This is a genomic window from Polaromonas hydrogenivorans (genome assembly GCF_040105105.1).
GTDB lineage: Bacteria > Pseudomonadota > Gammaproteobacteria > Burkholderiales > Burkholderiaceae_C > Polaromonas > Polaromonas hydrogenivorans.
The window spans coordinates 2,948,818-2,963,183 of the sequence record NZ_CP157675.1 but is presented as its reverse complement, the minus strand read 5'-3'; the positions used below and the strand labels follow the sequence as shown (position 1 = coordinate 2,963,183).

The 14,366-nt window shown below is 62.4% G+C and carries 15 protein-coding genes; 11 read left to right on the top strand and 4 right to left on the bottom strand.

Features of this window, described 5'->3' with window-relative positions; translation table 11 throughout:
• The first annotated feature begins 31 nt into the window (after positions 1-31).
• From ABLV49_RS14245 to ABLV49_RS14215, 8 genes are all read left to right on the top strand, one after another.
• Complete coding sequence (locus ABLV49_RS14245) at positions 32-340, top strand: hypothetical protein (protein ID WP_349277372.1); 309 nt, start codon at positions 32-34, stop codon at positions 338-340.
• Between the two features lie 185 nt (positions 341-525).
• Positions 526-2,478, top strand: a complete 1,953-nt coding sequence (locus ABLV49_RS14240; RefSeq protein WP_349277370.1) for an ice-binding family protein — start codon at positions 526-528, stop codon at positions 2,476-2,478.
• 47 nt (positions 2,479-2,525) lie between these two features.
• Positions 2,526-3,656: an outer membrane beta-barrel protein gene (locus tag ABLV49_RS14235; RefSeq protein WP_349277368.1), complete on the top strand. Its 1,131-nt coding sequence runs from the start codon at positions 2,526-2,528 to the stop codon at positions 3,654-3,656.
• Between the two features lie 562 nt (positions 3,657-4,218).
• Positions 4,219-4,584 (top strand): hypothetical protein, encoded by a 366-nt coding sequence (locus ABLV49_RS14230; RefSeq protein WP_349277367.1) that lies wholly within the window; start codon positions 4,219-4,221, stop codon positions 4,582-4,584.
• Between the two features lie 203 nt (positions 4,585-4,787).
• A complete protein-coding gene (locus ABLV49_RS14225; protein WP_349277365.1) occupies positions 4,788-5,234 on the top strand; it encodes an Hsp20/alpha crystallin family protein in 447 nt (148 codons plus the stop codon).
• A 37-nt stretch (positions 5,235-5,271) separates the two neighbouring features.
• Positions 5,272-5,487 (top strand): Hsp20/alpha crystallin family protein, encoded by a 216-nt coding sequence (locus ABLV49_RS14220; protein WP_349277364.1) that lies wholly within the window; start codon positions 5,272-5,274, stop codon positions 5,485-5,487.
• 18 nt (positions 5,488-5,505) lie between these two features.
• Positions 5,506-5,625: an Hsp20/alpha crystallin family protein gene (locus tag ABLV49_RS26055; RefSeq protein WP_432280027.1), complete on the top strand. Its 120-nt coding sequence runs from the start codon at positions 5,506-5,508 to the stop codon at positions 5,623-5,625.
• 105 nt (positions 5,626-5,730) lie between these two features.
• On the top strand, positions 5,731-6,666 hold the full coding sequence (locus ABLV49_RS14215) for a DHH family phosphoesterase (protein ID WP_349277362.1): 936 nt from the start codon (positions 5,731-5,733) through the stop codon (positions 6,664-6,666).
• A gap of 342 nt (positions 6,667-7,008) precedes the next feature.
• Here ABLV49_RS14215 and nirK read toward each other — a convergent pair whose 3' ends face one another.
• Together nirK and ABLV49_RS14205 are read right to left on the bottom strand one after the other, a co-directional pair.
• Complete coding sequence (nirK, locus tag ABLV49_RS14210; protein ID WP_349277360.1) at positions 7,009-8,409, bottom strand: copper-containing nitrite reductase; 1,401 nt, start codon at positions 8,407-8,409, stop codon at positions 7,009-7,011.
• 240 nt (positions 8,410-8,649) lie between these two features.
• Positions 8,650-9,159: an RrF2 family transcriptional regulator gene (locus ABLV49_RS14205; RefSeq protein ID WP_349277359.1), complete on the bottom strand. Its 510-nt coding sequence runs from the start codon at positions 9,157-9,159 to the stop codon at positions 8,650-8,652.
• A 213-nt stretch (positions 9,160-9,372) separates the two neighbouring features.
• Here ABLV49_RS14205 and ABLV49_RS14200 point away from each other — a divergent pair, with 213 nt between their 5' ends.
• From ABLV49_RS14200 to ABLV49_RS14190, 3 genes are all read left to right on the top strand, one after another.
• Positions 9,373-11,649 (top strand): nitric-oxide reductase large subunit, encoded by a 2,277-nt coding sequence (locus ABLV49_RS14200; RefSeq protein ID WP_349277357.1) that lies wholly within the window; start codon positions 9,373-9,375, stop codon positions 11,647-11,649.
• A gap of 140 nt (positions 11,650-11,789) precedes the next feature.
• Positions 11,790-12,191, top strand: coding sequence for a SirB2 family protein (locus tag ABLV49_RS14195; protein WP_349277355.1), 402 nt, complete (start codon positions 11,790-11,792; stop codon positions 12,189-12,191).
• Between the two features lie 340 nt (positions 12,192-12,531).
• Positions 12,532-13,158, top strand: a complete 627-nt coding sequence (locus ABLV49_RS14190; RefSeq protein WP_349277353.1) for a hypothetical protein — start codon at positions 12,532-12,534, stop codon at positions 13,156-13,158.
• Between the two features lie 99 nt (positions 13,159-13,257).
• Here the strand turns inward: ABLV49_RS14190 and trxC are convergent, their stop codons facing one another.
• The gene (gene trxC / locus ABLV49_RS14185) at positions 13,258-13,695 is read right to left on the bottom strand and encodes a thioredoxin TrxC (RefSeq protein ID WP_349277351.1); all 438 of its coding nucleotides are present in this window, start codon (positions 13,693-13,695) and stop codon (positions 13,258-13,260) included.
• Positions 13,696-13,760: 65 nt separating this feature from the next.
• Positions 13,761-14,312, bottom strand: coding sequence for a cytochrome b (locus tag ABLV49_RS14180; RefSeq protein ID WP_349277349.1), 552 nt, complete (start codon positions 14,310-14,312; stop codon positions 13,761-13,763).
• Between the last annotated feature and the right edge of the window lie 54 nt (positions 14,313-14,366).

Here is a 14,366-nt window from a genome sequence, read left to right as displayed (position 1 = left end):
GGTCGTCGCAACTACTGTTAACTGAGACTTCATGAATCAATCAATGCGCCAGATCCCTGAAGCCAGCAGCAAGTTGCCAGGCCATGCAGGACACAGGTTCGGCCAGATGGACATTGCGCGTGAGGACTGGGACATGCTGTTTCGCGCCGTCACCGACAGGCTCACGCACTGCGCCACCAGCGTGGCGACAAGCGCTTGCTTGCCGCCGGCGCCGCAATCGGCAAGCTCGATCCAGGCGGTGGTGCTGGAGTGTGTCGAGGCGTTGGAGCAACTCCATGCCGCGCTCGGGCAGCAGCGGTCCCGGTGCAGCCAAGCAGCTAACGTCAAAAAAATCACGTAAACAAGCTTCATTTCCCTGGTCTTACTGCATGTAGGACGTGACGCTGACAAGTTGTGGTACGCGCTTTAGCGCATGGATCAAACCCATAATCGCGGCAAAACTGCGTAACAAAACTGCAAAAACTGCGTAAAAGTCGCGCATTTTCGTAACGCAGACAACTTGATTCACATCGACAGGACAAGCAAATGAAACCATTGAATAGCCAGTCCCGCTGCCGCCCCTGGCTGGCTGCCGTGCTGCTGAGTGCCTTGGCAGCCGGATGCGGTGGCGGGCGTGATCCGATCCTGGGTTCAGGCGGCGCGACTGTCGTCCCTGCGCCTGCGGCCGTTGTCCTTGTCGCGCCTGTGGTCACCGCCGTGGCGCCTGCGCCGGGTTCCACGGGTGTTGCGCTCAACAACACCTTGATCACCGCAGCCTTCAACGAGCCGGTGTCCATGGCGGGCGCCGCCAGTTTTACGCTGAGCTGTGCAGCCCCCTGCGCAAGCCCTGCGGGCGTCGTGGCACTTGATTCAACCCAGCAGCTTGCAACCTTTTCGCTGGCGCCGTCCGCCACGCTGGCAGCGTCCACCACCTACACGGCCACGGTCAGCGGGGCGACCAGCCTGGCCAGCGGCCTGGCATTGGCCAGTCCCTATGTCTGGCGCTTTACCACCGGCGTCACAGCCGACACGACGCGGCCCCGGGTATCGTTCACGGTTCCCGCCACGGCCAACCCCGGCCCTCTGACCGGCGTGCCCGCCAACACCGCCATCAAAGCAGCCTTCACCGAAGCCATGGCCCCCGGCACGATCACGGCCGCCAGCTTTACCGTGACCTGCGCCGCGCCCTGCGTTTCACCCGCAGGCAGCGTGAGCTATTCCCTGGCCAGCAAGACGGCCATCTTCAGGCCAGCCGCCGCGCTGGCGGTGGGCGCGACCTATACCGCCACCGTGACGGCTGCAGCGACCGACCTGGCACGCAACCAGCTGGCCGGCAACCAGGCGCCATTGCCTGCGGCAAGCAACCATGTGTGGACATTCACCACCGCCGCGCCTGTGGCACCCGCCAATGTCTCGGTGCTGTCTACCCAGCCTGCCGCCGGCGCCGCCAACGTCTGCACGAACGCCAGCATCAACGCCAGCTTCAACGTGCCCTCCGGCTTTGAAATGGACCCGGCAACCGTCAATGCCGCCACCTTCACCGTGACCGGCCCGGCGCCGGCCCCCGTGCTTGCGGCATCCGTGGTGCTGGACGATGCCACGGGCCGCGTGGCGACCTTCACGCCGCTTGCCGCGCTGACCGCCGGGGTCACGTATTCCGCCGTGATCAAGGGCGGCGCCACCGGCGTCAAGGATCTGGCCATTCAGGGCAACCCGATGCTGGCCAGCCATGCCTGGAGCTTTACCGCCGTCAATTGCATCGCGCCGCCGGTTCCATCACCCATCGTTCTTGGCGCGGCCGCACCCTTTGCCAGTTATGGCGGCACCGCCGGCATGACCAACCAGGGCATTGACACCGTCATCAATGGCGACATCGGCACCACCGCCGTATCGACCGGCGTGACCGGCTTCCAGGACACGGCTGGCAATGTCTATACCGTGACGCCGCTGAACAAGGGCGTCGTGAACGGCAGCATCTACACCTATCCGCCCGCTCCCGGCAATGCCGCCACCAAAGTGATTGCCGATGCCGCCCTGGCCGCCGCGCAAGTGGCTTATAACCAGCTGGTCGCCATGCCGCCGGGCGCTTATGCCGGCGCGGGCGAGCTGGGTTTGCTGACCCTTGCCCCCGGAACCTACACCTCCGCCACTTCCTACCAGCTCACGCAGGGCGACCTGACGCTGGACGCGCAGGGCGACCCGAATGCGGTCTTCGTCTTCCAGATGGGCAGTTCGCTGACGGTGGGCATTGCCGGACCGACGGGCGCCCGCAGCATCGTGCTTAAAAACGGCGCCCAGGCAAAAAATGTGTTCTGGCAGGTCGGTACATCGGCCACCATCAATGCGGCGGGTGGCGGCTTCATGAAGGGCACCATCATTGCCCAGCAGGCCGTGACCTTCTCGACCGCCGGCAACGCCAAGCTCACGGTGCTCGATGGCCGGGCATTGAGCCTGATCTCCGGCGTGACCATGGTCAACACGCGCATCAACCTGCCCTGAGGCCGGCGGCAACGGGTCAATGATTTAAATCCTGCTTGGAGAACCACATGAAATCAACAAACATCGCTGGTGCGCTCAGTCTGGCCGCGCTGGCTGCACTGGCCAGTCCGGGAGCCCTGGCGCAGGGGCAGGATTCGGGCTGGTACGGCGGGGCCAATGCGGGCCGCTCGGCCGCGTCGATTGACGACGCCCGAATCAACAGCGGCCTGGCCGGCAGCGGGTTCAGCTCCAGCACCATCGTCAATGATGACCGCTCCACCGGCTACAAGATTTTTGGCGGCTACCAGGTCAACAAAAATTTCGCGGTCGAAGGCGGCTATTTCGACCTGGGCAATTTCGGCTACACCGCCACCACCGTGCCGGCCGGAACACTGGACGGCCGCATCAAGCTCAGGGGGCTGAACCTCGACCTGGTCGGCACCCTTCCCTTGAGCGAGAAGTTTTCCGTCTTCGGCCGGGCCGGGCTGAACTACGCGCAGGCCCGCGATTCCTTCAGCGGCACCGGCGCCGTCCAGGTGGCCAATCCGAATCCCCGCAAGAACGACACCAACTACAAGCTCGGCCTGGGGCTGCAATACGCCTTGACCGAATCGCTGGCCGTGCGCGCCGAGGCCGAACGCTACCGGGTCAACGATGCCATCGGCAACCGGGGGCATGTCGATCTGGTGTCGGTCGGCCTGATTTACCGCTTCGGCGGAAAAACCCAGGCGCCCGCGCCGCGCACGGCGGCCATCGAACCGGCTCCGGAAGTCGTCGCGATTGCCCCACCGCCGCCACCGCCGCCGCCCGCGCCCCGGTTTGAAAAGTACACCTTGTCGGCGACCGAGCTGTTTGCCTTTGACAGCACCGGGTTGCGCATGCCGCAGCCCAGACTTGATGAAATCGCGGCCGCCCTGGGCAGCCATGGCGAGGTCAACGAAGTGGTCATCACCGGCTACACCGACCGTATCGGCTCCAGCCAGTACAACCAGAAGCTGTCCGAACGCCGCGCGCTTGCCGTCAAAACCTACCTGGCCAGCAAGGGGATTGATGCGAATCGCCTGAAGGCGCAAGGCAAGGGTGAAGCCGATCCGGTCGTGGCCTGCACCGACAAAAAGCTTCCCGCGCTGATCAAGTGCCTGGAGCCCAATCGCCGCGTCGAAGTCGAGAACATCACGATTGAACGCCGCGTGCCGTAAGCGCCTGGAATAAAGCGCATCCGCGCCGGGGCTGGCGGAGTGGCAGAAAAAGGAAAAAATGGCGCATGATTTGCGCCATTTTTTATGGATGGCCTTCAGGTAAAGCGCAGCCTGACAGCATTAAACGGCGTCCTCTTACAGGCCCGCAACGCAAATTGCGAAAAATTAACATGCATGGGGAAGATGGTTTCCGGCCTTTCCCGGCAACAGGCTGGTCAATTGCAAGGCAGGGTCCGCAAAGCCAGCGCTGGTGCGGGTCTTGTCGGTTATGAACATTGTTATCCACAGGGTAGCCCACAGAAACAGTGGGTAATTTCAAGCCGATGGGGGCGTGAAACCGGGAATTGACAGGCCATGGTAAAAGCACTTGCGAAAACGGCTCTTCAGAGGTAAATCGGGCTTTCGCCGGACCTGCCAGCGGGGTCTTTGCTCAATTCGAGCGCACAATCCTGAAAGCCAGTGGTGGCGCGGCTTCCGGGGCGTTTGAACAATGTTATGCACAGGGTGGCGCACAGTAAATGGGGGTAAGACATTGAACTGGTTTAAAAAAATTCAGCCAAGCTTGCGCGCTGCCAGCGGACTGGAATGGCGGCTGTGGAGAAAGCTGCCGCTGATCGCCCTGGCCGGCACGGTCCTGCCCTTGCTGTGCCTGGCGCTGGTGCATCTGCTGAGCGACTCCGCACCTAGCGCCGCAGAGTTGCGCAGGGTCCAGATGATGGACTATGTCATCGGCGGCGTGATCGTCTTCCACTGGTCCATGGTCGTCACTGTCGGCATTGGCTGCGTCATCGTGATGGTGATGAAAGGCCCGGGCTACGTGGCCGACGGCTACAGGGTGTCGCACAGCGACCAGCCGCGCGCCACGCTTGAAACGGCCGAGGAGGCATCGGCTTACCGCTTGCCTGAAGTCGTCGAGCGGTCTGAGTAGCCTGGGCCGTGGCTTTACAAAGCCTCACGCTGACCCCCTTGAAATTTTCCAGCCGGCCAATATCGTGATGCTGTCAGGGCCGGCTGGCGCCCATGCCGGTCTGTGGCTAGTCTTGAATCGCATCAGCGGATGCGCCGGGGGGCAACAGAGCCTGCGCTGTTGCCCCTTGATGTTCAACCAGTGCAAGCAAAGAGAGGCACCTCATGAATGGAGCACTGAACCTTTACGGCGACCTGTTCGCCGACCTCAACCGCCTGCAGGAAAGTTTCGAGCAGACTTTCCGGCCGGGCTCTGGCGGCAGCATTCGCGCGCTGCCGCGCCACACCTTCCCGGTCATCAATGTCGGCAGCACGCCCGAGGCGATTGAAGTGCTGGCGCTGGCCCCGGGCGTGGAGCCGGCCGAACTCCAGGTCACCATCGACAAGGGCCTGCTGGTGATTGCCGGCGAGCGCAAGAACGATGGCCCTGCCCAGGGCGACAACACCGCTGTGTATGCCCAGGAGCGTTTCAAGGGAAGTTTTCGGCGGGTGATTTCACTGCCCGACGATGCCGACCCCGCCAGGATCAACGCCACCTGCCGCGACGGCATGCTGCGGGTCACCGTGCCCCGGCGCGAAGCGTCCAAACCGCGCCAGATCAGCATCAACTGATGTCCGGGAGTCATTTTTTTGATCAAGGAGGAATGTCATGGATACCAATCAGCAGAACCAGCAGAAAGACCCGTCCAGCCAGCAGCCCGGCCAGGCGGAGTCGCAGACCCTCATTGCCGACATGCCCGGCGTGGCCAAGGAGCAACTGGTCGTGCGCGTGACCGGCGACAACCTGCTGATCGAAGGCGCGGCCTCGGTGCCGGCGGTGGCCGGCAACATGGAACTGGTGTACGGCGAAGTCCAGGCGCTGTAGTACCGGCGCAGCTTCACCCTGAGCCGCGAACTCGACCCCGGCAAGATCGAGGCCAAGCTCGCCAACGGCGTGCTGACCCTGCGCATCCCGAAAGCCGAGCAAGCCCGGCCGCGCCGCATTGAAATCAGCGCCGGCTGAGCCGGCTTCACCTGGCCTGCGCTGCAGGCGGCGCAGGCCAGGGCCGCAACGATTTCATCGGGCGGCCAAACCCCCGCGTTGCAGCAAGGCGACAATCGGCGACTCATGAAAACCATTCTTCCCCTGCAACTCCTGGTTGCCCCCGACCTCAACGACCCGCAGCCGCTGGTCATCTACCACGGCCGCAAATGCCCCGACGGCTTTGCCTCGGCCTTGGCTGCCTGGATTTTCTATGCCGGCAAGGCGGAATTTTTGCCGCTCGACCATGGCGACATCAAATCGGTGGACGACTTGCCTGCGCTGGCGGGCCGCGCCGTGTACATCCTCGACTTCTCGTTTTCAGCCGACATCCTGCGCGCCATCGAAGAGCGCGCCGCCAAGCTCGTCATGCTCGACCACCACAAGAGCGCGGCCGAAAAACTCACCGGCTTTACCTGCCGCTGCGGCGTGGTTCACTTTGACATGAGCAAGTCCGGCGCCCGGCTGGCCTGGGAATTCTTCCAGCCCGCCGCGCCCGTGCCCGGCCTGGTGCTGTTTATCGAAGACCGCGACATCTGGGCCTGGCAATACCCCGAGAGCCCGGCTTTTCTGGCGGCGCTGGACATGGAGCCGCTGGACTTTGCGCGCTGGGCCGAGATTGCCGCCTTCAGCCCCGAGCAGATCACCGATTTCATGGCGCGCGGCGCGGCCATGGACGAGAAATTCAAAAAACTCGCCGCCGACATCGCCGAAGGCGCGCAGCCGGTGACGTTCAACGGCCAGAGCGGGCTGATGCTGAACGCGCCCGGCGTGTTCCACAGCCTGATCGGCAACATGCTGTCGGAAAAAAGCGGCACGTTTGCGCTGCTGTGGCATGTGGGCAAAAGCGGCGGCGTCAAGGTCGGCCTGCGCTCGCAGCGCAGCTTTGACTGCATTGCGCTGGCCGAAAGCATGGGCGGCGGTGGCCACGCGCAGGCCTGCGGCTTCAAGATGGGCATCGAGCGCCTGCCCGAGTTGCTCAGCGGCGTGTTTGCCGCAGCGGCCAGCAGCCCGGAGATTTAAGTAAAAACAGCCTTTTGCGCAATACCAGCATGCGCAAGAAGCTATTATTTTTATAGCGATGATGCATTCCTGAGGTCTGGGCGAGCGCGGGCTGCAAGGTGCGCGGGTCGTCGCGCTCAGCCTGCGACGAATCGGGAAGCGGGCGCGGGTGTCGGGCACGGCTTGCGCTTCTGTTTCTATAGCAGCTTATGCCCGTCCTATTTGCGCAGGAGGCTGATTTGGTGATAAATCATGGGCCGAATCAACGCTAAAAAAAAGCGCGACAGAGAACTGTCGCGCCTGTCAAGTCGCCGGCACCGACATCAACCGGCAGGCATGCAAGCCACGGCCTCCCTCTTTTGTTCAATGACCCGAATTGGGGTCCATTTTTTCGGCGGTATGAAACACCGCTGGATTTTCCGGGCCGGTAACGTACAGGAAACCGGCCAGTCCTTTTTCCAGGCGCGACAGGGCGTGGTCCACCAGGATGTAGCGGCCGGGCACTTCCACCTTGAACTCGACCATGGAGGCGCCGCCGGGCGGCACCGAGATGGTCTGCACATTCCTGATCGGTGGCGAGGTCAGGTCGGCCTGGCTGAACACCCGGTCGAACACTTCGCCAATCACATGGAAACTCGACGTGGCATTCGGGCCGCCGACGCCGAAGAAGATGCGCACGGTTTCGCCGACCTTGGCTTCCATGCGGTGCGTCTTGGTCAATGCATCCATGGTGCCGTTGAACATCATGTGCTCGGGCTGCTCCTTGAGCAGCTTTTCGAGCGAGAACTCGTTTTCGCCGAGCGTGCCGTGCGGCTGGCTGGTGTACAGCTCGCCCTGCATCACGTAGAACTCGCGGTCCACCTTGGGCAGGCCGCCATCGGGTTCGACCAGGATCATGCCGTACATGCCGTTGGAGATGTGCTGGGCCACCATCGGCGTGGCGCAGTGGTACACGAACAGGCCCGGATTGATGGCCTTGAAGGTGAAGCTCTTGCTGCTGCCGGGCGCGGCCTGCGTCACGGCAGCGCCGCCGCCGGGGCCGGTGACGGCATGAAAGTCCACCGAATGGATCATGTGGCTGTCGGCGGCATTGGCCATGTTGACGGTCACCGTGTCGCCCTGGCGCACGCGGATGAACGGGCCGGGCACCTTGCTGTTGAAGGTCCAGTATTTGTAGGTCGTGCCGTCGGCCAGCTGGCCCAGAACTTCGGTGGTGTCCAGGTTCACCGTCAGGCTTTGCGGGCCACGCGCGCCGACCGGTGTGCCGGTTTCCATCGGGCTGCGCGAGACTTCCGCACCTAGCGCCTTGGGTTTGGCCGCGCCTTCGCCGACCAGGATCTGGCCGATCATGCCGGCCTGCACATGGCCGGGCAGCGAGCAGATGTACTTGAATTCGCCTTTTTTGTCGGCCTTGAAGACGATGGTGGTGCTGGCGCCCTTGGTGTTGAGCTGGTTCGACGAGGCCTTGAAATCAGGCACGCTGATGTCGTGCGTCGCGCCGTCGCCGTTGACCAGATTGATCTGCACGATGGCGCCTTCGGCCACGGCCAGCTGCGGGTTGACCTTGCCCTTGATGGCGCCGGCTTCGCCGATGAACACCAGCTTGCCGTCGGCAATGTCGGTGCGCAGCGTGAAGGTCACGTCGGGCCGGTACTTGACGCCGGTGTCGTGCTGGTCGTGGGGTGTGGCGGCATGGCTTGACGCCAGGCCGACAACACCGATGACTGCTGCGGCTACAGCTTTTCTTATAAAACCGGCTTTCATTTTTATTACCTTAAACATAAGTTCACTGGCATGTTCTGGCGCGGGATTCGCGCCAGGTTTTTTGCGCTCCACCCTGCGTCAGGTGGACGATGGGGCGGTTATGTGCAGCAGGTTCTTTGATCTGCTTGGAAATTAATGTACATATTGAATGCATGTTTTAAGTTGATACAGATCAAGGTTTTCAATGGGGCCGGATGCAGGCGAAATCCTGGACAGGGCCAGGACGCTGTCAGGACGGCTTCAGGCCGGGTTCTTGAGGCCTGTCGGCGTGGGCGCTGGTGTGGGCTCGGTGGCTTGCGGCCGGATCGGAATCGACTTGAAGGAGGCTTCAGCGCCGCTGCGCTTGCCGCTGGTCTTCATCAGGTAGTCGAGCGTGACGCCATCGAGCACCGCCAGGTAGGCCATGGTGGCGTCATTGAGCACATCCTTGAGCGAGCAGGCGGCGCTCATGATGCAGTGGCTTTTTCCGGGGTCGAAACACTCGGCCATGTAGAAGTCGGGTTCGGTGCTGCGCACGACCGCGCCAATGTTGATCTGGCCCGGTTCCCGGCCCAGCCGCAGCCCGCCATTGCGGCCGCGCAACGATTCGACCACGCCCAGGATGCCCAACTGGTGCACGACCTTGGTCAGGTGGTTCTTGGCGATGCCATGCGCATCGGCAATGTCCTGGATGGTCACCAGCCGTTCCCGGTTGGCGGCCAGGTACATCAGCGTGCGCAGTGCGTAATCGGTGTAGGTGGTCAGTCTCATGCGCGGAAATTCTCGGGTGAAGGGGATGGTTGACGCATTGGCCTGCCTGCGTTGGATGCGTGGTCAATTCTATAGAGCGTGACGCTTTTACGGAACGCCGGCATAAAAATATGTATTTTATTGGTATGTTTATAAAAGATGTATGTAGAATCCATGTTATTAAATTTGAAGCGTTTTCGAATTTTTCAACTGCAACCACCAAGGAAATTTGCCATGCACGCTACGCGCAAACTCTGGACCTGGCTTGCTGTCATCTGTGCGATGTCCTTTGCCGTTCTCGGCTGGGTCGGAACAGAGATTTACCTGACAGCACCGCCGATTCCCAAACAAGTCATCAGCACTCAGGGAGCGGTGCTTTTCTCCGAAGGACAGGTCCAGCGTGGCCAGAAAGCCTGGCTGTCGGCCGGCGGCCAGCAACTCGGTTCGGTCTGGGGTCACGGCAGCTACCTGGCGCCCGACTGGTCGGCCGACTGGCTGCACCGTGAAGCGCTGGCACTGCGCGGCGTCTGGGCGCAGCGCGATTTTGGCAAACCCTTTGAAGCGCTGGGCGTCGGCCAGCAGGCCGAACTCACCGCCCGGCTGAAAACCGAGATGCGCGGCAACACCTACGATGCGGCCACCGGCGCCATCACGCTGTCGCCCGAGCGCGCCGAGGCGGTGCGGCAGGTCGCGCGCCATTACACCGACCTGTTCGGCGATGCGCCGTCGCTCGACAAGCTGCGCGAGCAATACGCCATGAGTTCAGGCTTGCTGCCTGACGCGGATGACCTGAAGGCGCTGCCCGCCTTTATTTTCTGGTCCGCATGGTCGGCCGCCACGGACCGGCCTGGTGAAACCGATTTGAGCTACACCAGCAACTGGCCGCACGAGCCGCTGGTGGACAACACGCCGACCGCCGGCGCCGGCATCTGGTCGATTGCCAGCATCATTTTCATGATCGCGGCGATTGCCGGCATGATTTTCTACCACTCGACCCACAAGGAAGAGGGCGACCCCAAGCCGCCCAAGGCCGATCCGCTGTTCGACCTCAAACCGACGCCGTCGATGAAGGCCACGCGCAAATACTTCTACGTGGTGATCGGCCTGATCATGGCGCAGGTCGGCATGGGCGTGATCACGGCCCACTACGCGGTCGAGGGCCAGAGCTTCTTCGGCTTCCCGCTGGGGCAGATCCTGCCGTTCACCGTGAGCCGCACCATTCACACGCAATTTGCCGTGCTGTGGATTGCCACGGCCTGGCTGGCGACCGGCCTGTACATCGCGCCGGCCATCTCGGGCCACGAGCCCAAGTACCAGAAGCTCGGTGTCGACGTGCTGTTTTACGCGCTGCTGTTCATCGTCGTCGGCTCGACCGCCTTTGGCTGGCTGGGCACCTTGCAGCATCTGGGCACCGACTTCAGTTTCTGGATCGGCAACCAAGGGCTTGAATTCACCAGCATGGGCCGAATCTGGCAAGTCCTGCTGTTTGTCGGCCTGCTGTTCTGGGTTCTGCTGCTCGGTCGCGGATTGATGCCTGCCCTGAAGACGCCGTCCGAAAGCCGTGGCCTGATTGCCATGGTGTTCCTGGCCGCGCTGTGCATCGGCGGCTTTTATGCCACCTCGCTGACCTGGGGCCAGACCACCCATTACTCGATGGTCGAGTACTGGCGCTGGTGGCTGGTCCACCTGTGGGTCGAGGGCTTCTTTGAAGTGTTCGCCACCGCCGTCATCGCGCTGCTGTTCACCCGGCTGGGCCTGATTCGCGCCAGCACCGCCAACAGCGCCATCGTGCTGGAAACCATCGTGTTCCTGTTCGGCGGCATCCTGGGCACCTTGCACCACCTGTATTTCACCGGCACGCCGACCTTCGTGATTGCGATTGGCGCGATGTTCTCGGCGCTCGAAGTCGTGCCGCTGGCGATGATTGGTGTCGAGGCTTACCGCAACTACCAGCGCTCCAAATCGGCGCCCTGGGTGCAGGCCTACAAGTGGCCCATCCTGTGCTTCATCGCCGTCGGCTTCTGGAACGTGGTCGGTGCCGGGCTGCTGGGCTTTTCCATCAACACGCCGATTGCGCTGTACTACATGCAGGGCCTGAACATGACCGCCGCCCACGGCCACGCCGCGCTGTTCGGGGTGTACGGCATGCTGGGCATCGGCCTGCTGCTGTTCTGCCTGCGCGGCCTGTCCAGCCGCCTGGCCTGGTCCGACAAGCTGCTGGCGCCCATGTTCTGGTGCCTCAACATCGGCCTGGCCATGATGGTCTTCATCTCGCTCGTGCCGGCCGGAATCTACCAGGCCTGGGCCAGCATCACCCAGGGCATGTGGTTTGCGCGTTCGCCTGAAGTCGTGCATTCGCCTTTCATGGAAACGCTGGTCTGGATGCGCGTTCCGGGCGACGTGGTGTTTGCCATCGGCACCGTGTTCCTGGCCTGGTTCGCCATCCGCCTGCTGACCGGCGGCAAGGCCAAGCCGGCCGTTGCCGTTCCCGGGGGCGTCAAGCGGGCTTGACTCCGATTGACGGGCGGAGGGCCGTTGCAGCGCTTATAAAATGGTGGCGCTGCCCTTCAGGTGCCAGGACGCGGGTTGACCACCGGCGGGCCTGGCATTGCTGTTTTTGGCCCTTGCCACCCACTCAACCGGAACTGCCCGTGAACTACCTTGCCATCAAGCACCTGCACATCACCTTCGCCGTCCTGAGCGGAAGTTTTTTCCTGCTGCGCGGGCTGTGGATGCTGGCCGACTCGCCCATGCTGCAGCGGCGCTGGGTCAAGGTGGTGCCGCATGTCGTCGATACGCTGCTGCTGGCCAGCGCGCTGGTGCTGGTGTTCTGGAGCGGCCAGTACCCGTTCGTGCAGCCCTGGCTGACGGCCAAGGTGCTGGCGCTGGTGGCCTACATCGTGCTCGGCACCGTGGCCCTGAAACGCGGCAGGACCAAGGGCGTGCGGGCCTTTGCCCTGCTGGCGGCGCTGGCAACCTTTGCCTACATCGTGGCGGTCGCGCTGACGCGGCAGGCGGCGATTCCGTTGCAGGCGCTGGGGTTTGGAAGCTAGCCGTCTGGACTGGGTTTTATAAGCCAAACAAGGCTTTTGCGCACAGTACACGTGCACAAACTGCTATCAAAAATATAGTTATTTGAGCAGATGATGGACAGAAAAAAGCACAAAGACACGCCTGTAACCATAAGGTAAATACCGGGTAAAAGCTCGTTTTCCTTACACCACGTTAACAAATGCAGCGCAACAATGAGGCACTGAATCACACAGAGCCTTAGAAAAGCCGCGATTCAGGCGCAACGCCTGCCGCCGTTTGCCCAGAGTCGGACACTGTTCCGCATTGGTGCAAATTGCGACATGGCTTGTTGGAACGTCCATCCATGAATTGGGGAACCTTATGAAATCAAAACTCTTCACCGCCTCGCTGGTCACATCGGCACTGTTCGCCGGACTGGGCGTGGCCCCGGCCATGGCCCAGGGCACGAATACCCCCCGCATAGACCAGGCGCAGCAGGCCATCAGCACACGCATCCAGCAGGGCATGGCGTCCGGCCACATCACGCCTTCCGAGGCGCAGGTACTGATCCGGCGTGAACGCGACATCCAGATGCGCGAGAACCAGTACAAGGCGAATGGCTCGGCCAACCCGCAGGAACGCCAGCAACTGAGGGCCGACCTGAGTGCCCTGAACGCCGATGTGGAACGCATGATGGCGAACCGCGACGTGGTGAGGCCCGGCTATGCGGGCAATCCGGGCGATGCTGCCAATACCCCCGGCATCGACAACCGCGAGTACCAGATCGGCCAGCGCATTGACGAGGGCGTGCGCTCGGGCCGCATCACCCCGCGCGAAGCGCGCAGGCTGGAACGCCGGGAGCGCGAGATTGCCCGCCATGAAGCCTTTTTCAAGTCCGATGGCGTCGTGACCCGGCAGGAGCGCCGCCAGTTGCGTGATGAACTCGATGCGCTGCGCGGGGATGTGGAGCGCATGATGCACAACAACGAGCGCAACGGTCGCGGCTGACAGCCCGTCAGGCGAGCGGAAACTTCACGGCGCCTGAAGCAGCCAATCCCGGCCAGCCAGTCCAGCCCGCCAAGGCTGGACTGGCTGGCTTTTTTGCGTTCAGCGCAGGTGCGACTGCACCCAGCGCACGATGTCGGCCGCGCCCATGGCGCCGGGCTGCCGGGCAATTTCGCGGCCGCCCTTGAACAGCGCCAGCGTCGGAATGCTGCGGATATTGAAGCGCGCGCCCAGGCTGGGAACGGCTTCGGTATCGACCTTGGCCAGCCGCACCTGCGGCTCCAGCTGCGCCGCAGCCTGCTCGTAGGCCGGCGCCATCTGGCGGCACGGGCCGCACCACGGCGCCCAGAAATCGACCAGCACCGGAATCTGGCTGCGGCTGATGTGCTTGTCGAAAGCCGCCTCGTCGAGCGCGGCCGAGTGCGCGGTGAAAAGCGCCTGCTTGCAGCTGCCGCAGGTCGGCTGGCTGCCGAGCTGGTCGGCGCGAACGCGGTTGGTGGTGTGGCAGTGCGGGCAGACAATGTGAAGTGAATCGGTCATGGGCTGCAGTTTTGGCCTAAAGGTGAAATTGCAAGCACTCAACGCGGCTGTCGAATGGTGGGCAATCAGGCGGCGGTTTTTGGCAGCATGCTCAGCAGGGTGCTGTCGCGTTTGATGTAGTGATGAAACAGGGCCGCCGCAGCATGAGCGCCAATCAAAAAGTAGCCGATGGTTCCCACGAGTTCGTGAATTTCCTTGATCTGGCCGGCCAGTTCCTTGTTTTTCCCGATCAGTGCCGGAAGCTCCAGGCCAAAAAATGGAATCGGTTTGCCCGATGCACTCAGCAGCAGCCAGCCGGCCAGCGGCATGCCGATCATGAGGGCGTAGAGCATCAGGTGGGCCAGTCTGGCGGCAAGCACCTGCCATTGGGGCGGGGCCGGTTCAATGCGTGGCGCAGGGTATTTGAAGCGCATCGCGATGCGCAGCCAGACCAGGAAAAACATCAGAAGGCCGAACATGAAGTGCAGGCTTTTCATCGTTTCGCGGAGTTCGGTGCCTTTTTCAAACAGCACGCGCAACTCAATGCTGGCGTACACCGCAATGAACAAGGCAAGCATCAGCCAGTGCAGTGAAATGGACGCCATGTGGTAGCGATGCGCGGATTTTTGAAGGCTCATGGCTTTTTTCCTCGTGTTGATGTGGCCGAAATTATAAAAATGGCCAGCTTAAGA

Coding starts and splice junctions, on each gene's coding strand:
- ABLV49_RS14245 (WP_349277372.1), top strand. CDS start 32: ATGAATCAATCAATGCGCCAGATCCCTGAAGCCAGCAGCAAGTTGCCA.
- ABLV49_RS14240 (WP_349277370.1), top strand. CDS start 526: ATGAAACCATTGAATAGCCAGTCCCGCTGCCGCCCCTGGCTGGCTGCC.
- ABLV49_RS14235 (WP_349277368.1), top strand. CDS start 2,526: ATGAAATCAACAAACATCGCTGGTGCGCTCAGTCTGGCCGCGCTGGCT.
- ABLV49_RS14225 (WP_349277365.1), top strand. CDS start 4,788: ATGAATGGAGCACTGAACCTTTACGGCGACCTGTTCGCCGACCTCAAC.
- ABLV49_RS14220 (WP_349277364.1), top strand. CDS start 5,272: ATGGATACCAATCAGCAGAACCAGCAGAAAGACCCGTCCAGCCAGCAG.
- ABLV49_RS14215 (WP_349277362.1), top strand. CDS start 5,731: ATGAAAACCATTCTTCCCCTGCAACTCCTGGTTGCCCCCGACCTCAAC.
- nirK (WP_349277360.1), bottom strand. CDS start 8,409: ATGAAAGCCGGTTTTATAAGAAAAGCTGTAGCCGCAGCAGTCATCGGT.
- ABLV49_RS14205 (WP_349277359.1), bottom strand. CDS start 9,159: ATGAGACTGACCACCTACACCGATTACGCACTGCGCACGCTGATGTAC.
- ABLV49_RS14200 (WP_349277357.1), top strand. CDS start 9,373: ATGCACGCTACGCGCAAACTCTGGACCTGGCTTGCTGTCATCTGTGCG.
- ABLV49_RS14190 (WP_349277353.1), top strand. CDS start 12,532: ATGAAATCAAAACTCTTCACCGCCTCGCTGGTCACATCGGCACTGTTC.
- trxC (WP_349277351.1), bottom strand. CDS start 13,695: ATGACCGATTCACTTCACATTGTCTGCCCGCACTGCCACACCACCAAC.
- ABLV49_RS14180 (WP_349277349.1), bottom strand. CDS start 14,312: ATGAGCCTTCAAAAATCCGCGCATCGCTACCACATGGCGTCCATTTCA.